General features: G+C 58.0%; 19 protein-coding genes. 13 read left to right on the top strand and 6 right to left on the bottom strand.

Annotated elements, in window-relative coordinates:
- Positions 1-121: 121 nt before the first annotated feature.
- The gene (locus LRO94_RS05110; protein ID WP_177326430.1) at positions 122-1,042 is read left to right on the top strand and encodes a GlxA family transcriptional regulator; all 921 of its coding nucleotides are present in this window, start codon (positions 122-124) and stop codon (positions 1,040-1,042) included.
- A 112-nt stretch (positions 1,043-1,154) separates the two neighbouring features.
- On the opposite strand, the gene zapE is transcribed toward LRO94_RS05110, so the two are convergent.
- The 3 genes from zapE to LRO94_RS05095 all read right to left on the bottom strand — a co-directional run bounded on the left by zapE (position 1,155) and on the right by LRO94_RS05095 (position 4,338).
- Positions 1,155-2,249, bottom strand: coding sequence for a cell division protein ZapE (gene zapE, locus LRO94_RS05105; protein ID WP_032886239.1), 1,095 nt, complete (start codon positions 2,247-2,249; stop codon positions 1,155-1,157).
- Positions 2,250-2,328: 79 nt separating this feature from the next.
- Positions 2,329-3,684 (bottom strand): tryptophan--tRNA ligase, encoded by a 1,356-nt coding sequence (locus LRO94_RS05100; RefSeq protein WP_032886238.1) that lies wholly within the window; start codon positions 3,682-3,684, stop codon positions 2,329-2,331.
- Between the two features lie 24 nt (positions 3,685-3,708).
- A complete protein-coding gene (locus tag LRO94_RS05095; RefSeq protein WP_095183828.1) occupies positions 3,709-4,338 on the bottom strand; it encodes an alpha/beta hydrolase in 630 nt (209 codons plus the stop codon).
- A 147-nt stretch (positions 4,339-4,485) separates the two neighbouring features.
- Between LRO94_RS05095 and LRO94_RS05090 the strand changes: the two genes are divergently transcribed.
- Positions 4,486-4,923 (top strand): YhcB family protein, encoded by a 438-nt coding sequence (locus LRO94_RS05090; protein WP_032886236.1) that lies wholly within the window; start codon positions 4,486-4,488, stop codon positions 4,921-4,923.
- 167 nt (positions 4,924-5,090) lie between these two features.
- Here the strand turns inward: LRO94_RS05090 and LRO94_RS05085 are convergent, their stop codons facing one another.
- From LRO94_RS05085 to LRO94_RS05075, 3 genes are all read right to left on the bottom strand, one after another.
- A complete protein-coding gene (locus LRO94_RS05085; RefSeq protein WP_032886235.1) occupies positions 5,091-6,815 on the bottom strand; it encodes an ABC transporter ATP-binding protein/permease in 1,725 nt (574 codons plus the stop codon).
- 97 nt (positions 6,816-6,912) lie between these two features.
- Positions 6,913-7,473 (bottom strand): response regulator transcription factor, encoded by a 561-nt coding sequence (locus LRO94_RS05080; protein WP_003171731.1) that lies wholly within the window; start codon positions 7,471-7,473, stop codon positions 6,913-6,915.
- A complete protein-coding gene (locus LRO94_RS05075) occupies positions 7,466-8,728 on the bottom strand; it encodes an ATP-binding protein (RefSeq protein ID WP_032886234.1) in 1,263 nt (420 codons plus the stop codon). The genes LRO94_RS05080 and LRO94_RS05075 overlap by 8 nt, the downstream gene beginning before the upstream one ends.
- A 395-nt stretch (positions 8,729-9,123) precedes the next feature.
- Here LRO94_RS05075 and LRO94_RS05070 point away from each other — a divergent pair, with 395 nt between their 5' ends.
- The 11 genes from LRO94_RS05070 to LRO94_RS05020 all read left to right on the top strand — a co-directional run bounded on the left by LRO94_RS05070 (position 9,124) and on the right by LRO94_RS05020 (position 25,947).
- Positions 9,124-9,828 (top strand): SIMPL domain-containing protein, encoded by a 705-nt coding sequence (locus LRO94_RS05070; protein ID WP_095183826.1) that lies wholly within the window; start codon positions 9,124-9,126, stop codon positions 9,826-9,828.
- Between the two features lie 880 nt (positions 9,829-10,708).
- A complete protein-coding gene (locus LRO94_RS05065) occupies positions 10,709-13,213 on the top strand; it encodes a hypothetical protein (RefSeq protein WP_233896954.1) in 2,505 nt (834 codons plus the stop codon).
- Positions 13,214-13,324: 111 nt separating this feature from the next.
- Positions 13,325-14,926, top strand: coding sequence for an ABC transporter substrate-binding protein (locus LRO94_RS05060; RefSeq protein ID WP_179179520.1), 1,602 nt, complete (start codon positions 13,325-13,327; stop codon positions 14,924-14,926).
- 258 nt (positions 14,927-15,184) lie between these two features.
- A complete protein-coding gene (locus LRO94_RS05055) occupies positions 15,185-16,813 on the top strand; it encodes an ABC transporter substrate-binding protein (RefSeq protein ID WP_032886231.1) in 1,629 nt (542 codons plus the stop codon).
- Positions 16,814-17,168: 355 nt separating this feature from the next.
- Complete coding sequence (locus tag LRO94_RS05050; protein WP_371260713.1) at positions 17,169-18,722, top strand: ABC transporter substrate-binding protein; 1,554 nt, start codon at positions 17,169-17,171, stop codon at positions 18,720-18,722.
- A 171-nt stretch (positions 18,723-18,893) separates the two neighbouring features.
- Complete coding sequence (locus LRO94_RS05045) at positions 18,894-20,309, top strand: OprD family outer membrane porin (protein WP_032886229.1); 1,416 nt, start codon at positions 18,894-18,896, stop codon at positions 20,307-20,309.
- Positions 20,310-20,389: 80 nt separating this feature from the next.
- The gene (locus tag LRO94_RS05040; protein ID WP_032886228.1) at positions 20,390-21,988 is read left to right on the top strand and encodes an ABC transporter substrate-binding protein; all 1,599 of its coding nucleotides are present in this window, start codon (positions 20,390-20,392) and stop codon (positions 21,986-21,988) included.
- Between the two features lie 76 nt (positions 21,989-22,064).
- Positions 22,065-23,075, top strand: coding sequence for an ABC transporter permease subunit (locus LRO94_RS05035; protein ID WP_003171721.1), 1,011 nt, complete (start codon positions 22,065-22,067; stop codon positions 23,073-23,075).
- A gap of 10 nt (positions 23,076-23,085) precedes the next feature.
- The gene (locus tag LRO94_RS05030) at positions 23,086-23,997 is read left to right on the top strand and encodes an ABC transporter permease subunit (RefSeq protein WP_032886481.1); all 912 of its coding nucleotides are present in this window, start codon (positions 23,086-23,088) and stop codon (positions 23,995-23,997) included.
- 10 nt (positions 23,998-24,007) lie between these two features.
- On the top strand, positions 24,008-24,976 hold the full coding sequence (locus tag LRO94_RS05025; protein ID WP_095183823.1) for an ABC transporter ATP-binding protein: 969 nt from the start codon (positions 24,008-24,010) through the stop codon (positions 24,974-24,976).
- The gene (locus LRO94_RS05020) at positions 24,976-25,947 is read left to right on the top strand and encodes a peptide ABC transporter ATP-binding protein (protein WP_095183822.1); all 972 of its coding nucleotides are present in this window, start codon (positions 24,976-24,978) and stop codon (positions 25,945-25,947) included. The genes LRO94_RS05025 and LRO94_RS05020 overlap by 1 nt, the downstream gene beginning before the upstream one ends.
- Positions 25,948-25,989: the final 42 nt, after the last annotated feature.

Below are 25,989 nucleotides of genomic sequence, written 5' to 3'. Positions count from 1 at the left end.
TCCAGCCGTCTGGTGACCACTTTCCCCTATAAGAATAAATGAAATTATGTCTAACCAAATCTCCACGCCCCTGAGGCGCGTCAGCATTTTGGCCATTGATCGGGTATTCGCTTCGACCCTCATGCAAGCCAAGGATTTCTTCCACCTCGCAAGCCTGCGTTATGGCAAACAGCAAGGCCTGGGCCTGACGCCGGCGTTTGAAACACGCCTGGTGAGCCCGGATGGGCAATCGGTGCGCAGCTTCAGCGATGTGATCATGCCCGTGGACGGCGGCCTCGAAGACGCCGACATCATCGTATTACCGGCCTTCTGGGATGACTTCGACGCCCTGTGCACCCGCTACCCCCAAGTGCTGCCGTGGCTGCGTGATCAACACGCTCGCGGCGCCGTGCTCTGTGGCGAAGCCACCGGGGTGTTCTGGCTGGCGGAAGCTGGACTGCTCGATGGCAAGGAGGCGACCACCTACTGGCGCTTCTTCAATGCATTCAGCGAGCGCTTTCCCAAGGTCCAACTCAACCAGGACAAGCACCTCACCGACGCCGACAACCTGTATTGCGCCGGTGGCACTACCTCGGCGTGCGACCTGTATATCTACCTGATCGAACGCTTCTGCGGCGCCAACATCGCCCAGGCCGTGGCCCGTGACATTCTCTACGAAGTGCAGCGCAGCTACTCGCCGGGGCGTATCGGCTTTGGTGGGCAGAAGCTGCACCAGGACGTGATCATCCTGCAGATCCAGCATTGGCTCGAAGAGCATTTTGCCGACAAATTCCGCTTCGAAGACGTCGCCCGGGAGCACGGCATGAGCATCCGCAACTTCATGCGGCGCTTCCAGACCGCCACCGGCGATAAGCCGCTGCATTACCTGCAACGACTGCGTATCGAGACGGCCAAAGGCCTACTCTCGGGCAGCCGCAAGAGCATCAAGACCATCAGTTATGAGGTGGGTTACGACGATGCGAGTTTCTTTGCGCGGTTGTTCAGGCAACACACGGAGTTGTCGCCAAACCAATATCGCCAGCAGTTCCAGCAGGCCGCGTAAGCAAATGCGGGAGGGGGCTTGCTCCCGATAGCGGCGGATCAGTCAGTGCATCTGTTACTGAAAGACCGCTATCGAGGGCAAGCCCCCTCCCGCATTTTTTACTGTGTCGGTCTTAGGGTTTGTGCCCGCGCGACAGGAACTCGTGGGACTGCATCTCAAGCAAGCGACTCAGTGTGCGCTGGAACTCAAAGTTCAAGCGGCCGCCGGTATACAGGTCCTTGAGCTCGACTTCCGCCGAGATGATCAGCTTCACGTTACGGTCGTAGAACTCATCGACCATGTTGATAAAACGGCGCGCGATGTCGTCGGTGGTGACGCTCATCTGCTCCACGCCGCTCAAGATCACCGCGTGGAAAATCTTGCCCAGTTCGATGTAGTCGTTCTGGCTACGCGGACCGTCGCACAACTGGCGGAATTCGAACCAGGCCACGTCATCGCAAGTACGCAGCGCGATGATTTCGCGGTTCTCGATCATCAGCTTGTCGTTTTCCACCGCCTGGGTGCATTCCGGCGTCAGCGCGCGAAAGCTTTTGCGCAGGCTTTCGTGGGCGGCTTCATTCAGCGGGAAGTGGAACAGCTCCGCTTGCTCCAGATGGCGCAGGCGGTAGTCAACACCGCTGTCGACGTTGACGATCTCGGTGTTCTGCTTGATCAACGCGATGGCTGGCAGGAAACGCGCACGTTGCAGGCCGTCCTTGTACAAGCCGTCCGGCACGATGTTCGAGGTGGCGACCAGGGTCACGCCGTTCTTGAACAGCTCTTCCATCAGGGTGCCAAGGATCATGGCGTCGGTGATATCGGAGACGAAGAATTCATCGAAGCAGATCACCCGCGCTTCATCGGAGAAGCGCTTGGCGATGATGGTCAGCGGGTTTTTCTCACCCGGCAGGGTCTTCATCTCTTCGTGCACACGCTTCATGAAGCGGTGGAAGTGGGTGCGGACCTTTTCCTTGAACGGCAGCGCTTCGAAGAAGGTGTCGACCAGATAGGTCTTGCCACGGCCCACGCCGCCCCAGAAATACAGGCCTTTGACCGGCGCATGGTCTTTCTTGCCAAACAGCTTGCTGAGCATCCCTGGCTTGCTTTGCGAGGCCGCAACCAGGTCGTCGTACAGACGTTGCAAATGACGCACCGCCGTTTCCTGGGCCGCGTCATGGAAGAACTCAGGGCGTTTCAGATCAGCTTGATATCGTTCTAGGGGCGTCATAATTTCGTTAGCAAGGCAACAAAAACGGGCCGTCACTGTAACGACGGCCCTGGATAATGGCAATCAACCCTTGGTCGGGTTAATCCTCGATTGGGGTCAACGCGATGCGCAACGCTTGGATGGCGGCATCGCGGGTCGCGCTGTCGGCGAACTGAGCGCTGTCGGCCACGGCCGCGCCGTCCAGCCAAACGCTGAAGCCCAAGGCTTCAGGACGCACGTCCAGCATCACGCCACTTTGCAGCTGCTTGGTCACTGCGCCAGCGGCTTTACCGTCGGCAAAGTTGCGCGACAGCAGCAGTTGCTCGCCATCGGCAGCCAACAGGCGGAAGCGGAAGCTGCCGTCGTCTTCGCGAAAGCTCACAAAGCGCGCTGCTTTTGCGGCTTTCTTCTTGGCGCTGACCGGAGCAGCAGTCTGCTCTACGAATGAACGCAAGCCAACCGCCTCACGCAACTCGGCGAGGAAAGGTGCGGCCACGGCACGGGCCTTCTTGGCGCCGACCAGCAGCAGGTCTTCCATGTCCGACGGGCGCGACATCAGTTGATGATAGCGTTCGCGGGCTTCGCCCAGTTGGCCGTCCAACAGCTGGAACAGACGGCTCTTGGCCTCGCCCCAGCCCAGGCCTTGCAGCAGCTCGCCGCGGAACTCTTCTTCCTGGGCCTTGCTGGCAAACGCCTGATAGAGGGTGAACAGGTGCGAGTTGTCCGGGTCCTTGGCTTCGCCGGGTGCGCGCGAATCGGTGACGATCCGCGAGATGGCGTCTTTCATGTCCTTGGCGCTGGTGAACAACGGGATGGTGTTGTCGTAGCTCTTGGACATCTTGCGGCCGTCCAGGCCCGGCAAGGTGGCGACGCTTTCTTCGATCAACGCCTCGGGCATGGTGAAGAATTCTTTGCCGTTGCCGAACAGGTGGTTGAACCGCTGGCCGATGTCGCGGGCCATTTCCACGTGCTGGATCTGGTCACGGCCGACCGGCACTTTGTGCGCGTTGAACATCAGGATGTCGGCCGCCATCAGCACCGGATAGCTGTACAAGCCCATGGTGATGCCCGCGTCCGGGTCTTCGCCGGTTTCCACGTTCTTGTCCACCGAGGCCTTGTAGGCGTGGGCGCGGTTGAGCAGGCCCTTGGCGGCGACGCAGGTCAGCAGCCAGGTGAGCTCGGGGATCTCTGGAATGTCGGACTGCCGGTAGAAGGTCACTCGATCCACATCCAGGCCACCGGCCAGCCAGGTCGCAGCGATTTCCATACGCGAGCGCTGGATGCGCTGCGGGTCATCGCATTTGATCAGGGCGTGGTAGTCGGCCAGGAAGTAGAAGGAATCGGCGTTGGCGTCCTGGCTGGCCAGGATCGCCGGGCGGATCGCACCGGCGTAGTTGCCCAGGTGCGGCGTGCCAGTGGTGGTGATGCCGGTGAGGATACGGGTACGAGTCGTCATGGGTAATCGCTTATCAGACTGCTATCAATTCGAGAGGCGCGGCAGTACCAGATCCTTGAGATCGGTCAGCTTGCCATGAAAAAAGTGTCCGCATTCTGCCACTTTCAGCAGCTCATGGGGGCGATTCAGAGCCGCGGACCAGTCGTAGACGAGTTGCGGCTCGACCACTTCGTCGGTTTCCGGCTGGATCAGGGTCAACGGGCAGCCTTGGGGCAGTACATCCGTGTCGCGCAGGCGCATCACAGCGGCAGCGACCATAAACAGGTGTGCGAGTTTTTCGCCCTTGGCTTCCAGGCGACCACCGAGGCTGGCTGCCACATAACCACCGAAGGAAAAACCAAGTAAGGTCATCGGCAGTCCGGGATGTTTTTCCCGCAGCCAGGTAGCGGCCGCTTCAGCATCGTCGACTTCGCCAGTGGCCATGTCGTGGGTACCGGCACTCGCACCGACGCCACGGTAATTAAAACGCAGCGTAATCAAACCGGCGTCGCGGGCGGTACGTTGCAGGGTCGAAACGACTTTATTGAGCATGGTCCCGCCCTGCACCGGATTAGGGTGGCAGATCAGCGCCAGGCCACGTGGCTCGGGGTGATCCAGGTACAGGGCTTCCAATTGGCCTACCGGGCCATCGATCAAAACGGGGGTTTCACGCATGAGCAAGGAATGAACTCCGTGACCTCTCAAAGGGTCGACTCGTCTAGCTAAAAGTCTGTGCATGGCATCATTGCGAGCTTAATCGCGGTATACAGCGCAGGTTTGAGCCGTTAACGTAAAGCAAAGCCGTTTATAGAGGAAGGACTCGTGGAACACTCGCTCTTAGTTTGGTTGTTGCCGACTCTTGCCCTGGTTGCCGGTGTCGCCATTGGATTCCTGGTTGCTCGCCTGCTGCCGAATGCCGCGCCTAACCGCACGCAGCGTCAGTTGGATGACATTCAGGAACGTTTTGACAGTTATCAGAACGAGGTTGTTACCCACTTCAACAGCACCGCAAACCTGGTCAAGAAGCTCACTCAGAGCTATCAGGAAGTACAGGATCATCTCGCCGATGGCGCCAATCGCCTCGCCCTCGACGACATCACTCGTCAGCGTCTGCTGGCTGCGCTGCATTCCGATGCACCGCAAACTCCGCGGGAACGCCTGACCCCACCTCGGGAAAACCAGGAGCCACCACGGGACTACGCGCCAAAAACGCCAAACGCCCCAGGGATGTTGGATGAGCATTACGGCTTGAAGAAGTAAGTTATTTTCAAGCAATAAAAAAAGCCCGGTTGATCGATGATCAACCGGGCTTTTTGTTGGCCCTCGCCCTTGTGGGAGGAGGCTTGCCCCCGATGGCGTTAGATCAGTTGATACATGTGCAGACTGACACACAGCTATCGGGGGCAAGCCCCCTCCCGCATTGGTTTTCAGGCCACGGGCTGTTCTTGAAGCCACCCTGCCTCGATGCGCACATGCCGCCCATGGAAGCGCTTGAGGCTGCTGCGGTGGCCGACACTGACAATGCTCAGCCCCGGCAACTCATCGATCAGCGCCTTATACAGCGTCGCCTCATCCTCTTCATCCATCGCAGAGGTCGCTTCGTCCATGTACAGCCATTGCGGCGCGAACAGCAAGGCCCGGGCAAAGGCCAGCCGTTGTTGCTCGCCCGGTGAAAGCATGCGTTGCCAGTGGTTGGCCTCGTCCAAACGCGTGACCAGGTGCGGCAGGCGGCAGGTTAGCAGGACCTGTGCATAACGTTCTGCCGGGTAGGTGCTGTCGTCCTGTGGATAACTCAACACGGATTTCAACGTACCAATCGGCAGGTAGGGCTTCTGCGGAAGGAACAGATAACGCGCCGCCGGCATGCGAATGCTGCCGTAACCCTCCAGCCACAGATGGCCCATCGCGCGCAGCAAGGTGCTTTTGCCGCTGCCGGAACGGCCGCTGAGCATCAGGCGCTGGCCCGGTTCAACAATCATGTTGGCGTCGGTCAGCAAGTGGCGACCATCGCTCAGGTTCATGCCCAAGCCCTGCACTACCAGACGCTCGCCCTCCGCGCTGACCTCTATGGCTGCCGGGCGTTGCTCGTTTTCACTCATGGCTTGCTGGAAGCTCAGCAGACGGTCACTGGTAGCACGCCAGGCGGCCAGGTCGGTGTAAGCGCTGATAAACCAGCTGAAGTTACTTTGCACGTTGCCGAACGCCGAGTTGATTTGCATGAGCTCACCCAGTTCGATCTTGCCGGCAAAGTACCGTGGCGCGGCCACGACAAATGCAAAGACAATCGCAATCTGCTCATAGCCTGCGGTGAAGAATGTCAGGCGCTTGGACACCTTCATGATGTCCCAGAAGTTGTGCCAGACCTTGCCGAAACGCGCGCTCAAGCGCTGGTTCTCGTTGGGCTCGCCGTTGTACAGGGCAATGCTCTCGGCATTCTCGCGGACCCGCACCATGGAGAAACGCAGGTCAGCTTCGAAACGTTGTTGTTGGTTGCTCAAGCCAATCAAGCGGCGACCGATCAGATGGGTCAACCAACTGCCGACACCGGCGTAAACCAACGCACACCAGAACATGTAGCCGGGGATGGTGATGCCGAACACTTCAATGCTACCCGACACGCCCCACAGGATGACGGAGAACGACACGAGGCTGACGACATTGCGCAGCAGCCCGAGGCCAAGACTTAACGTGTTCGAGGTGAAGCTATTGAGGTCTTCCGAAATACGCTGGTCCGGGTTGTCGGTGTAACCGCCCTGCTCCAGCTGGTAGTAGTTTTTTTGGCTTAGCCAGCGCGCAAAATGCTTTTCAGTGAGCCACGCCCGCCAGCGAATGGTCAGCATCTGCGTCAGGTAAAGACGGTACACCGCGGCGAGAATGGCCACCGCTGCGATGCCGCAGAAATAGCCGATCTGCTGCCAGAAAGCGGCGGTGTCTTTGTTCTCGAGGGCGTTGTAGAAGTCCTTGTACCAGTGGTTGAGCCACACGGAAATCGCCACGCTGAACAGCGACAGGGCGATCACCGCTGCCAGCAACAACCAGGCCTTGCCCTTCTCTTCACTGTGCCAATAGGGCGTGATCATCGCCCAGGTTCGCCGAAAAAATTGCCCACGCACAGCGTCGTTGACCGCAGAGTACTCAGCGTTCTGATTCATCGTTCAGGCTCGTAGGAAAGAAGGCAGGCGTTTGAACCGATCATAGTTGATCGGTTCAGGGCTCCGTGCGGCCTGAAGCGGGTTGTTCAGCCTAGGTTCAGCGTCGTACCGGACGTTTCTGCAGCTTGCGTTGCAGGGTGCGGCGGTGCATGCCTAGGGCGCGGGCGGTAGCGGAGATGTTGCCTTCGTGCTCGGTCAGGACACGCTGAATGTGCTCCCACTGCAGGCGGTCCACCGACATCGGGTTTTCCGGCACCAGGGTGTCGAGGTCGGCATGCTCGGAGAGTAAGGCGGCCAGCACATCGTCGGCGTCCGCCGGTTTGCACAGGTAATTGCAGGCGCCGCGCTTGATGGCCTCGACGGCGGTGGCGATGCTGGAGTAACCGGTGAGAATCACCACGCGCATTTCCGGGTCGAGTTCCAGCAGCTTGGGCAGCAGCACCAGACCGGAGTCGCCGTCCATCTTCAGGTCGAGCGCGGCGTAGTCCGGCAAATCGGCCTGTGCGATGGTCAGGCCTTCTTCAGCCGAACCTGCGGTGCTCACACGAAAGCCGCGACGGCTCATGGCGCGCGCCATCACGCGGGTAAAGGTAGCGTCGTCATCTACCAGCAGCAGGTGCGGCAGTTCTTCGCCTTCGACTTGGATCTCGTCACTCATCGATATCTCCTCGTGCAACACGGGGCAGGCGCAGCTCGGTGAGCGTACCGCCTTCCTCATGACTATAGAGCTTCACTGAGCCACCCGCGCGGGTCACGCTGGCCTTGCTCAAAAACAGGCCCAAGCCGAAGCCTTTGCCCTTGGTGGTAAAGAAAGGTTTGCCGATCTGCTCGGCAATAGCCAGCGGCACGCCGGCGCCGTGGTCACGAATGCTGATGGTCACGTTTTCTGCGTCCCAATCCAACTGTACGCCAAGGCCTTCCGGGCAGGCGTCGGCGGCATTGTTCAGCAGATTGAGCAGCGCCTGAGTCAGGTCCGGCGGCGGCGCCATGCGCGGTACGGTGCCCTGCCCCAGCAGACTGAAACGATAACTGGCTTCGGGACGCATCAGGTGCCAGCGGTTGAGCGCTTCGTCGAGCCACTGTGTCACGTCCTGCATCTCCACCGCCAGGCGGCGATTGGCTTCGGCGGCGCGCACCAATTGCTGCAAAGTCTGCTTGCACTGCTTGACCTGCTCGCGCAATACGCCGAGGTCTTCTTGCAGCGCAGGATCGGGGTGGTCCTGAACCATTTCGTTAAGCAGCACGCTCATGGTGGCCAGCGGCGTACCCAACTCGTGGGCGGCTCCGGCGGCCTGGGTGGCAACGGCCAGCAATTGCTGGTCGCGCAGGCCTTCTTCACGGCGAATGGCGCGCAGTTCTTCCTGGCGGCGCAGTTCTTCGGCCATGCGCGCGGCGAAGAAGGTGATGACGGCGGCAGACAGGGCAAAACTCAGCCACATCCCATAGATCTGCAGGTTTTCCCGGGCAATTGGGAACGTTTGCAGCGGGTAGAACTGTGCCAGCAGCAAGGTGTAGAGGGTCAGGGCGATACCCGACAGCACCACCGAGTAGCGCCACGGCAACGTCACGGCGGCGATGGTCAACGGCACCAGGTAATAAGACACGAACGGGTTGGTGGAGCCACCGGAGAAATACAGCAACACACTGTGGATAAACAGATCGCAGGCCAGTTGCAGCGCGTATTCGAGTTCGGTCACCGGCCATGTAGTGCGCAAGCGGATGGCAGTGAACACGCACAGCACGATAGAGAAACCGAGGGTCACGCCCAGTTGTAGCCACGGCAGCGGCAGCAGGTCGAACCAATAGGCAAGCCCGACCGAACCGGCCTGTGCGGCCAGTACCAGGGTACGAATGAACGTCAGGCGCCAGAGATTCTGGCGGGTGGCGGAAGTCAGTTTTACGGCGGCGAGCATGAGCTCTCCCGGTGAGCGCAGCGGGTAGATCGCATCGAGTATAACCAAGACACGACGATGGCAGGGTGCGTGCGGCAAACCGCCACAGCACCTTCGCACACATATTCTGCGGCATTCATTCAGGAACCGCTGTGAACGACGGACCACCCAAGGCGCATTTCCCACGCGTCACTCAGGCGGTGCCCATGACTGTAATTGATCACAGCAGGACCGAGGGCTGGTTACGGAGGCTCTGAATGGAACTTCAGCTACAGGCCCACCGCTTCCACCCGGCAAGGCACAGTCGCTGAGCCTGGCAAACGGCCCTTCTACAATTTGTTTGTATTGTGTAAACCCGAAGAACCCCACGTCGCCGTCTACAGTCATACCGAACACGAATATCCCAAGGAGCTTCCATGTCTCGTTTCAATCGCAGTGCAGCCGTTCTCACCCTCAGCGCGCTGGCCAGCCTTCCGGCGCTGGCCGCCGATGAGCTGCATTACAACCAGATCTCTCTGCGTGCCGAAGTCAGCCAGGAAGTGGCCCGCGACAAGATGATCGTTACGCTCTACACCGAGTCCCAGAACAGTGACCCGGCCAAACTCGCCGCCACTATCACCACCGCCATGAACACAGCGCTGGGCCAGGCTCGTGAAGTCAAGGCTGTGACTCTGCGCCAGGGCAGCCGCAACAGCTACCCGATCTACGACAACAAGACCCAGAAAATTACCGGCTGGCGTGAACGTGCCGAACTGCGTCTGGAAAGCGCGGACTTCCCGGCACTGTCCAAACTCACAGGCGAGCTGCTGAGCACCCTGAAAATGGACAGCATGGATTTCGCCATCGCCGACAGCACCCGCAAGGCCAGCGAAGACGCCCTGCTCAAGGACGCGGTGGCTGCCTTCAAAGCGCGCGCGCAACTGGCCACCGACGCCCTGGGCGGCAAGGGTTACAAAATCGTCAACCTGAACTTCAACACCAATGGTTATCCACAACCCTACGCACGCGGCGCGATGATGATGAAAGCTGCCGAGATGGATTCTGCACCGACGCCGGAAGTCGAGGCCGGTACCAGCCAGGTCAACATGAGCGCCGACGGGGTGATCGAAGTCTTGCAGTAACCGTTTCAATTCATAAAAACGGCGCAGCCTGATGGCTGCGCTTTTTTTTGCCTGTCATTCCATCAATGCAATAACGCCCAGCGGCGCCCGCCAAACAAACCACACTTTAATAGGGTCGCCGCTATCAAAGAGGGCGATGCCGATACAGCTGCCCCCGAACGAAGCAGACCTATACTTAAAAATAAATTGCACATAAAACGCCAACATAAAAATTGAACCGTTGCCTTGTGGGCTGCCACTTAGTTAAGCCAACCACTTCTAACTCACTGCTTAACTAATCGAACACACCAACAGGAACCAATCACACAACTTTTATGCTTCGGAGCAAAACACGAAAACCGTAAATTTCAATGACAACACAACTCCATTCAGGCACAGGGCAACCAGGCACCGACAAGAAGTCGGAACAAACACTTATGCCTGATAGATCGACTTAGAAAACATTATTCGAGCGCTCATAAGGATGATGGGATTGCGAGAGTTAACCCAATGGAAACGACGCGAAACATAATCTAACCAGCATCAAAATACCGGCAGTTGAAAACAATAGTCACACCGAAGCTATTGCTTGGCGACGGACGATTAACACTATGACATCCACGAGTAAAATGAGCCTTTAATGAACATACATTCAGCGTCCCCACTTCCACCTGCACATCGCCATCATGCTCATTCAATCAGCGCTCCCCCCTCTTCACAGAATATAACTGAGAGCGGAAGGGGCACCTCGCGCCATACGACGAGTCCGGCCACGCCCAGCAATCCTGAAGCAGCTGTCCAAACAAGAGTGATTTATGGGTCAGACACTTTATCTGCGCCTTCGGCTGGCTACACCCTGCAAGAACGCAAGCAGCGCATCAATGATTACGCTTTTCGCGTCATGATGCTGACTGAAAAAATACCCAGCATCCATCAGGGTGAAAGAAGCGTTAACTTCCAGAATGCCCGACTGTTCATGGAGCCCGCCGGCTACTTCAGCGGTGGTTTATTGGCCGCGGGGTACGACCCTCATGAAAAATTCACAGTGACGTTCTCTTCCTACACGGGAATGGGAAAGCCGGAAAACCTGAGCAGCAGGTCGGAGCGCACCTACTTTGCATGGGAAATTGCAGCAGGTGCTTTAGCGCACGATAAAGTGCAACGGGGCGGCCCGGTCAACTTCAACGAAATGGATATAGCGGCGAAGGATAAAAGGAAGATCGACCAACTGGAGTCGGTTGGTAAAACCCTTCAAAATCATTGGGAAAATGAAGTATCCAAACCCATGCGCGATCCTTCGGGCCCACTGGCGGCCATCTCTGGAGAAGCGGACGCGTATGTTGTAAAAGGAACATTGCAAAGCCTGCGCAGTGATATAGGGAGCTTTAACAAGTTAAGCCCTCAAGGGCAACAAGCGGTCGCGCGCACCCTGGACAACAACTCGCAAGTCATCATTCCAAACGTATACGGCTATCCAATGTCAGGATATGCCTTTATTGCGTACACCCCTTATGATGGAAATTATGAACACCGGCCCAACCAAGGGTTAATGATTGACATCAAGAATGGTTCTGTCCATGAATTACATGGTGATGCAGATTTTGCAAGCTGGGCTAAAGACAACCACGCCAACTTACTGAGAAGTTTTAATACCCGAGACATACAAGGAGGCAAGGATTCGCACTGGCCAAGTGCGGCCTATGTGCTTGATACGTTAATCTCAGGAGCCAATGCCCACTTCCCTGGTTATCACAACTTTCTTTCAGATGAGGAGATACCGGCGGCGCAACTATTTAACTACACCCGAGCCCGAGGCGGTGATTATCGGTTGAAGTTTGGCACCTTGAACAATGGCGTGGCCTCTCACTATCAAGCGGTGAATGCCAAGAATGCGTTATGGTCCGACCAGACTGAAGTCTTTGGTTCCTCGCAGCAGGACTGGAAGTCTGCGAAAGACTTCTGGGGTAATACATTCGGGTACGTCCCTGTCATTGGCAACACGGGCAACATCGTATTCGGCGTCCATGATGGTCTCTACGGTATGACGGCAGAAGATCGTGTGGGAGGCAATGCAGCAGCGGTCATATCAAGCCTGCAATTAGCCCATGAACTTGCTCCAGGCGCTGTAGAGTCCGGACTGAGTGACACCCTCAAGGGTACTGGCCTCCCGAGTGCCGAAAATTACACCTGGAAGCGAAACTCGCAGACACACGACTTTGAGTTCGTAAACGCTCCCAAGCCCCCAAAAAATACCGATGACATCAGCGTTCCAACTAAAGGACTGCCTGGCAACCGGCTGCGCCCCAGCCAAGCGGGGAACATCAGCCAGCACGCGGTGCCGGACGGCGAGCAACTGATCAAAAACACTGCACCCAACGCCAAGGGTATTTATCAGATCAAGGATGCGAGCACAGGCGCCGACCGCTGGCTCATCCGCTACGCCGACGCAACCGGCACCAGCAAGGTGTACGAGATCCGGGAGGATTTCAAACTGAGCAACAACTATGTGCAGATCATTGACCGCGAAACCAGACTGCCAGTGACGACAGTCCACTCTTCGGGCAATGGCGAATGGGTGTCGGCCAAAGGAAACGGCGGTATCAGGTTGCCCTGGGGGCGCAGCATCTCACCCCCACAAATCGAGGAAATAAAGCCCACACCGTCCTTTGCCAATCATTTCCTCAATACCGACGGCAAACAGATGGAAGGTTCCGCAAGAGTCGATGAATTCTTGAAAATCAAAGCGGGAACCAACTACGACTTCGCCACTACCAATTTCGAGGTCAGCGGAAGCCGCCCCAGAGCGAATTTCAAGGTGTTTTGGAACATCGACGAGACTGGATTTTCCGTTGAATCGGGTGAAAAGGCACAGCTCACGGAACACAGCTCCAGCGAATACTCACCCAACTTTGTTTTAGATATAAACCGCAATCCCTACAGCGTCACCTCGACCGAAAATGGGCTAACCGAGACCCTGCAACTGGACGCCACGGCGGGTTCGGCCGAAAACATCAGGCAAGCGAGGCTCAGGCAGTTTGAGAGCGCAATTGCTGATGCGGACCTACGTGCGCGCATTTCCGAAGTAGCCCATCAAGGCTCAATAGCCCCGGCCACCATTGAGTTGAACGGCAGTTCGGTACTGCAGGATGGCTACTACTTTGGCGCTGACGACACCCAGTTCCACATCAATCACGATGTGTCTAATGGCGGGTCCGATAGCGTGACAACGGTCCGGATCACCTCCAAAGGGCACCTCTCCAACCCGGAAAAAGATATCAACCGTGTTCCGGGTGTGGAGGTGATCATCAAGAGAACGTTCACGATCCGGGAAGGCAATGATCTGGATAGTTTATTCACGATCGACAAAGACGCCCCCACTCACATCGAAGTAGTGGTCGCCCCATAGCCGAAGCCTGGCTACAACGCCCCCTTACATGACGCCCCTGAACGGCGGTAACCTCGGTCACCGCCGTTTTCATTTGGCTACGGTTACATGCCTGCCACTTCAGGGGTCTCCATGGAAAGAATCGCCTTAAAACCGCTCCTCCTCGCCGCCGGCCTGCTGGCGTTCATGCCAATGGCCCAGGCCGCCAGCACCCTGGTCTATTGCTCGGAAGCGAGCCCCGCCGGATTCGATCCCAGCCAGTACACCAGCGGCACTGATTTTGATGCTTCCGCCGAAACCGTGTTCAACCGTCTGACCCAATTCAAGCGCGGTGGCACCGAAGTCGAACCCGGTCTGGCAACACGCTGGGATGTGTCCAGCGATGGCCTGACGTATACCTTCCACCTGCGCGATGGCGTCAAGTTCCACACCACCGATTTCTTCACGCCCACCCGTGACTTCAATGCCGAAGACGTGCTGTTCACCTTCAACCGTCTGCTCGATGCCGACAGTCCGTTTCGCAAGGCCTACCCTTCCGAATCGCCGTACTTCACTGACATGGGCCTGAACACCACGATCAAAAGCGTCGAAAAACTCGACGAACATACCGTGCGTTTCAACCTGAACAACGTCGATGCGTCCTTCGTGCAAAACCTGGCCATGAGCTTTGCCTCGGTGCAGTCAGCCGAGTACGCCGCGCAGTTGCTCAAGCAAGGCGCAGCCTCGGACATCAATCAGAAGCCGGTGGGCACTGGACCATTTGTGTTCAAGCGCTACCAAAAGGACTCGCAGATTCGCTACGTGGCCAATAAACAGTATTGGAAACCCGAGGACGTAAAGCTCGATAACCTGGTGTTCGCCATCACCCCGGATGCGGCGTCGCGCCTGCAAAAACTCAAGGCCGGCGAATGCCAGGTCAGCGGCTACCCGCGCCCCGCCGATATCGAAGTGATGAAACAAGACCCGAATTTGCGCGTGCTGCAGCAAGCCGGGTTCAACCTGGGCTTCCTGGCGTACAACGTGACCCACCCGCCACTGGACCAGCTCAAGGTGCGCCAAGCCCTGGACATGGCGATCGACAAGCCGGCGATCATCAAGGCCGTGTACCAGAGCGCCGGACAATTGGCGCAGAACGCACTGCCACCGGCGCAGTGGTCTTATGACCCCACCATCAAGGACGCCCCTTACGATCCCACCAAAGCCAAGGCGCTACTTAAAGAAGCAGGGGTTGCACCCGGTACCACCATCAACCTGTGGGCGATGACCGTACAACGCGCGTCCAACCCGAATGCGCGCATGTCGGCACAGATGATCCAGCAGGATTGGGAAAAAGTGGGCATCAAGGCCAATATCGTCAGTTATGAATGGGGCGAGTACATCAAGCGCGCCAAAAATGGCGAGCACGACGCGATGATTTACGGCTGGACCGGTGATAACGGCGACCCGGATAACTGGCTCGGCGTGCTCTACAGTTGTGCCGCGGTGAAGGGCAGCAACTACGCCAAATGGTGTAACCCGGCCTACGACAAGCTGGTGCAGCAAGCAAAGGTCAGCAGTGACCGTGAGCAGCGCATCAAGTGGTATCAACAGGCGCAAAAAATTCTTAAAGAACAAGTACCTATAACGCCTATTGCAAACTCGACGGTTTTCCAACCCCTGCGCAAAGAAGTCAAAGACTTCAAGATCAGCCCGTTTGGCCTGACGCCCTTCTACGGCGTGAGTCTAGATAAGTAACAGCGACGCCCCAACCAAGTGCGCTAGACGCCTTGGTTGGGCTTTTTTGGTGCGCCCTGCGCACCGAAAAAACCCTCAAAACAGATACAAATATGTCAAAACTTTCATAATTGCGACATTCCTGTACGTTCGTACCACTCTTTCCCGCCTGCAACGGTTCAGCATCTTGCAATGGGTATGGCGCCTGCATAAGTATCCGCAGGCCGACTCACGAGGTCGCCCTCACCACCAAAAATGACAACAAATCATGAGGCCAACATGCTTAAACACGCAGTCATTCCGTTAATTGTTAGCGCTGGCCTTATGGCCGCAGCCCCTTTCGCCCAAGCGGCGACTAACCTGGTGTTCTGCTCCGAAGGGAGCCCGGCCGGTTTCGATCCAGGCCAGTACACCACCGGAACAGACTTCGATGCTTCGGCCGAAACCATGTTCAACCGTCTGAGCCAGTTCGAACGTGGCGGCACCGCTGTTGTTCCTGGCCTCGCCACCAGCTGGGACGTATCCCCGGATGGCCTGACGTACACCTTCCACCTGCGCGAAGGCGTCAAGTTCCACACCACCCCGTACTTCAAGCCCACTCGTGAATTCTCGGCTGACGACGTACTGTTCACCTTCAACCGAATGATCAACAAAGACGATCCATTCCGTAAGGCCTACCCCACTGAGTTCCCGTACTTCACGGACATGGGTATGGACACCAACATCAAGAACATCGAGAAAGTCGACGCCCACACCGTCAAGTTCACCCTTGGCACCGTGGACGCCGCTTTTATCCAAAACCTGGCGATGAGCTTCGCGTCGATCCAGTCGGCCGAATATGCCGCCCAGTTGCTGAAGAACGGTACGCCTCAGGACATCAACCAGAAGCCAATCGGCACTGGCCCGTTCGTGTTCAAGAGCTACCAGAAAGACTCGAACATTCGTTACACCGGCAACAAGGACTACTGGAAACCTGAAGACGTGAAGATCGACAACCTGATCTTCGCTATCACCACCGACCCGTCGGTGCGTATCCAGAAGCTCAAGAAAAACGAATGCCAGATCACCCTCTTCCCGCGTCCGGCCGACCTCAAGGCGCTGGGCGAAGACAAGGACTTGAAACTGCCGAACCAGGCCGGTTTCAACCTGGGTTATGTCGCCTACAACGTCATGGACAAGGTCAAGGGCAGCGACCAGCCCAACCCACTGGCTGACCTGCGCGTGCGCCAGGCGCTGGACATGTCGGTCAACAAGCAGCAGATCATCGACTCCGTTTACCAGGGCGCCGGCCAATTGGCTGTCAACGCCATGCCGCCGACTCAATGGTCCTACGACACCACCATCAAGGACGCCGCCTACAACCCCGAGAAAGCCAAGGCGCTGCTCAAGGAAGCGGGCGTCAAGGAAGGTACCGAAATCGTGCTGTGGGCCATGCCGGTTCAGCGTCCGTACAACCCGAACGCCAAACTGATGGCTGAAATGCTGCAGAACGACTGGTCCAAGATCGGCCTGAAGGTCAAGATCACCAGCTACGAGTGGGGCGAGTACATCAAGCGTTCCAAAGGCGGCGAGAACCAGGCCATGATCATTGGCTGGAGCGGCGACAATGGTGACCCGGACAACTGGCTGAACGTGCTGTTTGGCTGCGATTCCCTGTCCGGCAACAACTTCTCCAAGTGGTGCGACAAGAAATTCGACGGCGTCGTGAAAGAAGCCAAGGCCACATCGGATGTCGCCAAACGCACCGAGCTGTATAAGCAGGCGCAACATATCCTCAAAGATGCAGTCCCGATGACACCTATCGCGCACTCGACGGTGTATCAACCCATGCGCAACACCGTGCAGGACTTCAAGATCAGCCCGTTTGGCTTGAACTCCTTCTACGGCGTGAGCGTCAGCGGCAAGTAAGGATCATTGACGGCGACGTTTCGTAACGTCGCCGTTATTACATCCGCCTGGCCCTTAGGAAATTGACCACGTTCGCAGCCGATGCTTCCTACAGCAACGAACTGCGAAACGGGACTCCGTTGCCTACAGGGTCAATCCAATTTGGCGCATTTACTGTGAAGTCCGCGACCCATAACGTCGTAGGACAGCAGAGGCTCCGACTTGGGAAAGGCACTTGCTGTGTGTGGGATCAGTGATGTCTCCCTGGCTTTGCGCCTGGGTGATTGCTCGCTGATGACAACTACAAACAAGGATCGGGATCGTCATGCGCCATACCACCGTTCTATCCGCCATTTTTGGCACCAGCCTGCTGGCCATGGCCACCATGGGCCACGCTGCCGACAAGAAGAGCCTGGTGTTCTGCTCGGAAGGCAGCCCGGCAGGTTTTGACACCGCGCAATACACCACCGCCACCGACAACGACGCGGCCGAGCCGCTGTACAACCGGCTGGTCGAGTTTGAAAAAGGTGCAACCAACGTACAGCCTGGGCTGGCGACCAAATGGGATATTTCCGAAGACGGTCTGACCTACACCTTCCATTTGCGTGAAGGGGTGAAATTCCACAGCAACAAGGAGTTCAAGCCGACGCGCGACTTCAATGCCGACGACGTGCTGTTCACCTTCAACCGCATGCTGGACCCCGACCACCCTTTCCGTAAGGCCTACCCCACCGAGTTTCCGTACTTCAACGGGATGAGCCTGAACAAGAACATTGCCAAGGTCGAAAAAACCGACGCAAACACCGTGGTGATGACCCTGAACACGGTGGACGCCGCGTTCATACAAAACATCGCCATGAGCTTCGCTTCGATCCTCTCAGCCGAATACGCCGAGCAGTTGCTCAAGAGCGGCAAGCCCAGCGACATCAACCAAAAACCGATCGGCACTGGCCCGTTCGTGTTCCAGCGCTATCAGAAAGACTCGCAGATCCGTTACACGGGCAACAAACAGTACTGGGACCCGAGTCGCGTTCAGCTCGATCAACTGATTTTCGCCATCAACACCGACGCCTCGGTGCGGGTGCAGAAGCTCAAGGCCGGGGAATGCCAGGTGACCCTGCATCCGCGTCCGGCTGACGTCGATGCGCTCAAGGCCGACCCGAAGCTTCAACTGCTGACCAAACCGGGCTTCAACCTCGGCTACATCGCCTACAACGTGCGCCACAAGCCATTCGACCAGCTCGAAGTGCGCCAGGCGCTGGATATGGCGGTGAATAAGCAGAGCATCCTGAATGCCGTGTACCAAGGCGCGGGGCAACTGGCGGTCAACGCCATGCCGCCGACGCAATGGTCTTACGACGACACCATCAAAGACGCCGCCTACAACCCGGAAAAAGCCAAGGAACTGCTCAAGGCTGCCGGTGTGAAGGAAGGTACCGAGATCACCCTGTGGGCGATGCCGGTGCAACGGCCGTACAACCCCAACGCCAAGCTGATGGCCGAAATGCTGCAAAGCGATTGGGCCAAGATCGGCCTGAAAGTGAAGATCGTCAGCTACGAATGGGGCGAGTACATCAAGCGCACCAAGAACGGTGAGCACGATATCAGCCTGATCGGCTGGACCGGCGACAACGGTGACCCGGACAACTGGCTGGGCACTCTCTACAGCTGCGACGCTATCGGCGGGAACAACTACTCCATGTGGTGTGACCCGGCGTACGACAAGCTGATCAAGCAAGCCAAGGTCGTCACCGACCGCGAACAAAGGACTGTTCTCTACAAGCAGGCTCAGCAATTGCTCAAGCAGCAAGTGCCGATCACGCCTGTCGCCCACTCGACGGTCAACCAGCCGTTAAGCACCAAAGTCGAAGGGTTCAAAGTGAGCCCCTTCGGCCGCAACGTGTTCTCGGGCGTCAGTATTACCCCATAAGAAAATAACCGGATTGCAGGAGAGCGAAGTCAGCTCTCCGGCAAACGTGCAGCCTTTTATTGGGATTTTTCCTACGGCAAACGTTTGCAAGTGCCTGAACGAGTTACACACCAATAGTCGGTTCACCTAAAAAGACCGGCATAAAAAAAGAGAACCAAAGGAGCTTCACCCATGAAACTGAGCAGCAAAGCGCTTCTGGCCCTGGCCATCAGCACCATCACGGCAACCGCCTACGCTGAAACCCAAAGCCAGGACTTCGTTCCTACCACGTTGGCCGGCACCAGCGCCCAAAGCGAGGCCAAAGGCTTTATTGACGGTCAAAGCCTGGGCGGCACCACGCGTAACTGGTACTCGAACGAAAAATTCAACCGCAACACCCGCATCACCTATTTCAAGGATAAAGGCGACCTGACCAAGACCAGCATTTCCCGTCGTTACAACTGGGACCAAGGCACCATCCTCAATTACACCTCTGGGTTTACCCAAGGCACCGTTGGGGTCAGCACCGAAGTTGCGGCCTACAACGTGATCGCTCTGATCCGTGATCAAAAAGACATCGGCGGCGGCTCCAACCGCACCCTGGCCCACGACCGCGGTGACGCGGTGGACCAGTGGAGCAAACTGGGCCTGGCCAACGTCAAGTTCCGCGTATCCAACACCACGCTGACCGCCGGTCGCCAGAACTTCAGCAGCGGCATCGTCGACACCATCGGCAACCGTGCCCTGCCGTCGAGCTTTGAAGGTGTGAGCTTCAACAGCGAAGAATTCAGCAACCTGTCGTTTCAGGGCGGCGTGTTCGATCGCGTTTCGCCACGTACCGAACAGAGCCTGTCGAAGTTCCGCAGTGAGTACAACAGCAAGGGCGCAGCGGGCGTCGAGACTGACAAGGTTTACACCCTGGGCGCTAACTACCAGCCGCTCAAGAGCCTGAAAACCAGCTTCTTCGCAGCCAACGTGAAGGACTTCTGGAACCAGTACTACTTCGGCGCTACCCACGAGCTGGGTGACAGCTCGGTACTGGGCCTGACCACCGGCTTCAACTACTACAAAACCGTCGATGAAGGCAAAAAGCTGATGGGGGATATCGACAACGATACCTACTCCCTGTCCCTGGGACTGACCCACCAGGCCCACAGCCTGACGTTCTCGTACCAGCAAGTGAACGGTAACGAGTACTTCGACTACCTGCACGAAACCAACGGTATCTACCTGGCCAACTCCCTGACGTCGGACTTCAACGGCCCGAACGAGAAGTCCTTCCAGGTTGCCTACGGTATCAACATGGCCGAATACGGCGTGCCTGGCCTGAAGTTCAACATCTACACCGCTCGCGGCTGGGGCATCGACGGTACGCACTACACCGGCAACCGCGGTGTAGAGAACAAAGGCTACGACGGTGTCCAGGCTCAGGATGGCGAACACCACTATGAATACGGTGTTGGCGCGTCTTACGCCCTGCAAAGTGGCCCGCTCAAAGCCACCACCATTCGCGCCACCTACGTAGCGCACCGTGCTAGTGAACAACAGTCTGACGGCAACCTGAACGAATTCCGTCTGGTTACCACCATCCCGTTCAACATTCTTTAATTAGCGCCAGGTAGACGGCGGGCTCAGGACGAGCCCGCCGTCTACGCTTGTCTGGTCCCATCGATTGCAGAGGGCTCTGAATGAAAATGCTACCGCTACAAGCCGCCATGGCTGCTGCGCTGTTGAGCGTGGCTGTCGGGATTTCAGCCAAACCGCTGGTGGTCTGCACCGAAGCCAGCCCGGAAGGTTTTGACCCGGTCCTTTACACCACCGCCGTCACCGCCGATGCCGCCGCTGAAACCATGTTCAACCGCCTGGTCGACTTCAAGCCAGGCACCACCGAAGTGGTGCCTGCACTGGCCAAAGACCTGCCAGAGATCAGCGCCGATGGCCTGACCTACACGTTCCACCTGCGTGACGACATCAAGTTCCACACTACCGACTACTTCAAACCCACGCGCAACCTGAATGCCGATGACGTGCTGTGGAGCTTCCAGCGCCAGCTGGACCCGAATCACCCTTGGCACAACAAGTCCGTCGTGGGCTATCCCTACTTTGAAAGCATGGGCTTCAAGGAACTGCTCAAGAGCGTAGAGAAGACTGACGATCACACCGTCGTCTTTACCCTGACTCGTCCTGAAGCACCGTTTTTGGCCGACCTGGGTATGGCGTTCTCTTCGATCCACTCCGCCGAATACGCCGACCAACTGCTCAAGTCCGGTAAGACCGACGACCTGAACGCCAAGCCGATCGGTACCGGTCCGTTCATCTTCACGCGCTACGCCAAGGACGCCCAGGTACGCTTCAAGGCCAACCCGGAGTATTTCCGTGGCAAGCCGGCAGCAGATCCGCTGATCCTCGCGGTCACTACCGACAACAACGTACGCCTGCAGAAGCTCAAGGCGAACGAATGTCAGATCGCGCTGTTCCCCAAGCCCGATGACATTCCAAGCATCAGGAAAGACCCGAACCTCAAGGTCGATGAGCTGGCGGCGATGACCACCAGTTACACCGCAATGAACACCACTCACAAGTACATGAGCGATGCACGGGTTCGACACGCGATCAATATCGCGTTCGACAAAGCAGGCTATACCGAAGCCCTGTTCGGCAAAGGCAATGCGGTCGTGGGCACCGGCCCGTATCCACCGACTTTGCTGGGTTTCAATACGAACCTGAAAAACCCGCCCCGTGACCTCGACAAAGCCCGCGCCCTGCTCAAGGAAGCCGGTGTACCGGAAGGCACCGAGTTCACCCTGTTTACCCGTAACGGCGGCGGCCCAACCAACCCCAACCCGATGCTCGGCGCCCAGCGCATGCAAGCGGATCTGGCGCAGGTTGGCTTGAAGGTGAATATCAAAGTCATGGAATGGGGCGAGATGCTCAAGCGCGCTAAAAACGGCGAGCACGACATGGTCTCGGCTGGCTGGGTAGGCGATAACGGCGACCCGGACAACTTCCTCACGCCCAACCTGAGTTGCGATGCCGCTAAAAACGGCGAAAACTACGCCCGCTGGTGTAACAAAGAGTTTCAAGCCCTGATCGACAAAGCCCGCGCAATTGATGAACCCGCGGCTCGGGCTGCGCTCTATGAACAAGCACAGGACGTTTTCGAAAAGGACCAACCATGGCTTCCCATGGCTTACCCGAAACTGTTCACCGCCATGCGTAAAAACGTAGAAGGCTTTACCCAAAGCCCTCTAGGTACAAATAACTTCGCCACCACCCAGGTGAAGTAAATAAGAGAAACGCTCGGCGCCGTCCACCAGGACGGTGCCGAACCTGCCTAACCGGCTGATTGAGGTACACACCAAGATGTTTAGTTTTATTGCCCGCCGACTGGGGTTATTGATCCCCACGTTTTTCGGCATCACGTTGCTGACGTTTGCGTTGATTCGCATGATCCCCGGCGACCCCGTCGAAGTCATGATGGGCGAACGACGAGTCGACCCCGAGATGCACGCACAGGCAATGGAGCGCCTTGGCCTTAACAAGCCGCTGTATGCGCAATATTTGGACTATGTCGGCAAACTCGCCCAAGGCGACCTTGGCGAATCGCTGCGTACCCGTACCAGCGTCTGGACCGAATTCACCGCCCTTTTCCCGGCGACCCTGGAACTGTCCATGGCCGCCCTGTTGTTCGCCGGTATCCTGGGCCTGTTGGCCGGGGTGATCGCGGCACTCAAGCGAGGATCCCTGTTCGACCACGGGGTGATGGGCATCTCCCTCGCGGGCTATTCGATGCCGATCTTCTGGTGGGGCCTGATCCTGATCATGTTCTTCTCGGTGAGCCTGGGCTGGACCCCGGTTTCCGGGCGTATCGACCTGCTCTACGACATCGAGCCGCGCACCGGCTTCATGCTGATCGACACCCTACTGGCTGACGAGCCGGACGCGTTCTGGGATGCACTGCACCACCTCATCCTGCCGGCCATCGTGCTCGGCACTATTCCATTGGCAGTGATCGCACGGATGACCCGTTCATCCATGCTCGAAGTGCTGCGTGAAGACTACATCCGTACCGCCAAGGCCAAAGGCCTGTCGCCGGCACGCGTGGTATTTGTCCACGGCCTTCGTAACGCGCTGATCCCGGTACTGACCGTGGTCGGCCTGCAAGTCGGCACCCTGCTGGCTGGTGCGGTACTGACCGAAACCATCTTCTCGTGGCCCGGTATCGGCAAATGGCTGATCGAAGCCATTGGCGCGCGGGACTACCCGGTGGTGCAAAACGGCATCCTGCTGATCGCCTGTCTGGTGATCCTGGTGAACTTCGTGGTGGATATCCTCTACGGCTTCGCCAACCCACGCATCCGTCACCAGCGCTGAGATCATGACCATGACCACACCTACTCCCGTGTCAGCAGTCGATCAAAGCCTGCTGTACCCGTCCCCGTACAAAGAATTCTGGCAAGCCTTTTCCAAGAACAAAGGCGCGGTTGCCGGCCTGTTCTTCATGTTGTTGATCGTGTTTTGCGCGATCTTCGCGCCGTGGGTTGCACCCCACAACCCGAGTGAGCAATACCGTGACTTCCTGCTCACCCCGCCGTCGTGGCTGGAAGGCGGTCAGATCCAGTTCCTGCTCGGCACCGACGAGCTGGGCCGTGACTTGCTCTCGCGCCTGATCCAAGGTTCGCGCCTGTCGCTGCTGATCGGTTTGTCGTCGGTGGTGATGTCGCTGATTCCGGGCATCCTGCTGGGGCTGTTCGCCGGCTTTTTCCCGCGCCTGCTCGGCCCGACCATCATGCGTTTGATGGACATCATGCTGGCCCTGCCGTCGCTGCTGCTGGCGGTTGCCATTGTCGCAATCCTCGGCCCTGGCCTGATCAACACTGTGATCGCCATCGCTATCGTCTCGCTGCCGTCCTATGTGCGTCTGACCCGCGCAGCGGTGATGGGCGAGTTGAACCGTGACTACGTGACCGCCGCGCGCCTCGCCGGTGCCGGCCTGCCACGCCTGATGTTCATCACCGTGCTGCCTAACTGCATGGCACCGCTGATCGTGCAGGCGACCCTGAGTTTCTCTTCGGCGATTCTCGACGCTGCCGCGTTGGGCTTCCTCGGTTTGGGCGTTCAACCGCCAACCCCTGAGTGGGGCACCATGCTGGCTTCGGCCCGTGACTACATCGAACGCGCCTGGTGGGTGGTGAGCTTGCCTGGTTTGACCATTTTGCTCAGCGTGCTGGCAATCAACTTGATGGGTGACGGACTGCGCGACGCGCTGGACCCGAAACTCAAGAACGCCGCCTGAGGAGATTCCCATGTCACTGTTAGAAATCAAGAATCTCAACGTACGATTCGGCGACAAGACCGCCGTACCAGTGGTCGATGGCCTCGACATTTCGGTCGACAAAGGCGAAGTCCTGGCGATCGTTGGCGAATCGGGCTCGGGTAAATCCGTGACCATGATGGCGCTGATGGGACTGATCGAGCATCCCGGCATCGTTACCGCCGACGCCCTGAACTTTGACGGCAAGGACATGCTCAAGCTGAGCAACCGCCAGCGCCGCCAGATCGTCGGCAAAGACCTGGCGATGGTGTTCCAGGACCCGATGACTGCGCTGAACCCGAGCTACACCGTGGGTTTCCAGATTGAGGAAGTGCTGCGCCTGCACCTGAAAATGTCCGGCAAGCAAGCGCGCAAGCGTGCCATCGAGCTGTTGGAAAAGGTCGAAATCCCAGGCGCCGCCAGCCGTATGGACGCCTACCCGCACCAACTGTCCGGCGGCATGAGCCAACGTGTGGCAATCGCCATGGCCATTGCCGGCGAACCGAAGCTGTTGATCGCCGATGAGCCGACTACCGCGCTGGACGTGACCATCCAGGCACAGATCATGGACCTGCTGCTGGCCCTGCAGAAAGAGCAGAACATGGGCCTGGTGCTGATCACCCACGACCTCGCCGTCGTGGCGGAAACCGCCCAGCGCGTGTGCGTGATGTACGCCGGCCAAGCCGTGGAAGTCGGCCAAGTGCCGCAACTGTTCGACATTCCGGCACACCCGTACAGCGAAGCGCTGCTCAAGGCGATCCCTGAACACAGCCTCGGAGCTACGCGCCTGGCCACGCTGCCGGGTATCGTGCCCGGCCGCTATGACCGCCCGCAGGGTTGCCTGCTGTCGCCGCGTTGCCCGTATGTGCAGGACAGCTGCCGTCAGACACGCCCGGGCCTCGACCCTAAATCCAACAGCCTTGCACGCTGCTTCTACCCCTTGAACCAGGAGGTGGCGTAATGGCCGTCGTTCTTACCGCCCGCGACCTGACCCGTCACTACGAAGTGTCCCGTGGCCTGTTCAAGGGCCACGCCACCGTGCGCGCCCTCAATGGTGTGTCGTTCGAACTGGAAGCCGGCAAGACCCTCGCGGTTGTAGGCGAGTCGGGTTGCGGCAAATCTACCCTGGCCCGTGCACTGACGTTGATTGAAGAACCGTCGTCCGGCTCCCTGAAAATCGCCGGCCAGGAAGTGGCCGGCGCCGACAAGGCCCAGCGCAAGCAATTGCGCAAAGACGTGCAGATGGTGTTCCAGAGCCCGTACGCCTCGTTGAACCCGCGCCAGAAGGTCGGCGATCAACTCGGCGAGCCGCTGTTGATCAACACCAATCTGTCCGCCGCCGAACGCCGCGAAAAAGTGCAGGCGATGATGAAGCAAGTGGGCCTGCGCCCTGAGCATTATCAGCGCTACCCGCACATGTTCTCCGGTGGTCAGCGCCAGCGCATCGCCCTGGCCCGCGCCATGATGCTGCAACCGAAAGTGCTGGTGGCGGATGAACCGACCTCGGCACTGGACGTGTCGATCCAGGCGCAGGTACTCAACCTGTTCATGGATTTGCAGCAGGAATTCAACACGGCCTACGTGTTCATTTCCCACAACCTGGCGGTGGTGCAGCACGTCGCGGATGACGTGATGGTGATGTACCTCGGCCGTCCAGTGGAGGTGGGCCCTAAAGAAGACATCTACGCGCGCCCTTTGCACCCGTACACCCAGGCGCTGTTGTCGGCCACCCCTACCATTCATCCGGATCCGAACAAACCGAAGATCAAAATCGTCGGCGAGTTGCCCAATCCACTGAACCCGCCGTCAGGATGCGCTTTCCACAAGCGCTGCCCGTACGCGACGGCGCGGTGCAGCAGCGAGGAGCCGCAATTGCGCGCCTTGGATAACCGGCAGGTGGCTTGCCACTATGCCGAGCAGTTCGTGGCCTGATCCCCACAAAAAAGGCCCTGGGGTTTCACCCCAGAGCCTTGC

Source organism: Pseudomonas sivasensis, from assembly GCF_021391435.1.
GTDB classification, from domain to species: Bacteria; Pseudomonadota; Gammaproteobacteria; order Pseudomonadales; family Pseudomonadaceae; genus Aquipseudomonas; species Aquipseudomonas sivasensis.
Note: the sequence above shows the minus strand (reverse complement) of the source record. Positions and strands in the feature narration are given on the sequence as shown.

Bases quoted from the DNA above. Each gene is read 5' to 3' on its own strand.
- LRO94_RS05035 (WP_003171721.1), top strand. From the start codon at position 22,065: ATGTTTAGTTTTATTGCCCGCCGACTGGGGTTATTGATCCCCACGTTT.
- LRO94_RS05040 (WP_032886228.1), top strand. From the start codon at position 20,390: ATGAAAATGCTACCGCTACAAGCCGCCATGGCTGCTGCGCTGTTGAGC.
- LRO94_RS05025 (WP_095183823.1), top strand. From the start codon at position 24,008: ATGTCACTGTTAGAAATCAAGAATCTCAACGTACGATTCGGCGACAAG.
- LRO94_RS05100 (WP_032886238.1), bottom strand. From the start codon at position 3,684: ATGACGACTCGTACCCGTATCCTCACCGGCATCACCACCACTGGCACG.
- LRO94_RS05030 (WP_032886481.1), top strand. From the start codon at position 23,086: ATGACCACACCTACTCCCGTGTCAGCAGTCGATCAAAGCCTGCTGTAC.
- LRO94_RS05065 (WP_233896954.1), top strand. From the start codon at position 10,709: ATGATGCTGACTGAAAAAATACCCAGCATCCATCAGGGTGAAAGAAGC.
- LRO94_RS05095 (WP_095183828.1), bottom strand. From the start codon at position 4,338: ATGCGTGAAACCCCCGTTTTGATCGATGGCCCGGTAGGCCAATTGGAA.
- LRO94_RS05060 (WP_179179520.1), top strand. From the start codon at position 13,325: ATGGAAAGAATCGCCTTAAAACCGCTCCTCCTCGCCGCCGGCCTGCTG.
- LRO94_RS05045 (WP_032886229.1), top strand. From the start codon at position 18,894: ATGAAACTGAGCAGCAAAGCGCTTCTGGCCCTGGCCATCAGCACCATC.
- LRO94_RS05050 (WP_371260713.1), top strand. From the start codon at position 17,169: ATGGCCACCATGGGCCACGCTGCCGACAAGAAGAGCCTGGTGTTCTGC.
- LRO94_RS05055 (WP_032886231.1), top strand. From the start codon at position 15,185: ATGCTTAAACACGCAGTCATTCCGTTAATTGTTAGCGCTGGCCTTATG.
- LRO94_RS05080 (WP_003171731.1), bottom strand. From the start codon at position 7,473: ATGAGTGACGAGATCCAAGTCGAAGGCGAAGAACTGCCGCACCTGCTG.
- zapE (WP_032886239.1), bottom strand. From the start codon at position 2,249: ATGACGCCCCTAGAACGATATCAAGCTGATCTGAAACGCCCTGAGTTC.
- LRO94_RS05020 (WP_095183822.1), top strand. From the start codon at position 24,976: ATGGCCGTCGTTCTTACCGCCCGCGACCTGACCCGTCACTACGAAGTG.
- LRO94_RS05085 (WP_032886235.1), bottom strand. From the start codon at position 6,815: ATGAATCAGAACGCTGAGTACTCTGCGGTCAACGACGCTGTGCGTGGG.
- LRO94_RS05110 (WP_177326430.1), top strand. From the start codon at position 122: ATGCAAGCCAAGGATTTCTTCCACCTCGCAAGCCTGCGTTATGGCAAA.
- LRO94_RS05075 (WP_032886234.1), bottom strand. From the start codon at position 8,728: ATGCTCGCCGCCGTAAAACTGACTTCCGCCACCCGCCAGAATCTCTGG.
- LRO94_RS05070 (WP_095183826.1), top strand. From the start codon at position 9,124: ATGTCTCGTTTCAATCGCAGTGCAGCCGTTCTCACCCTCAGCGCGCTG.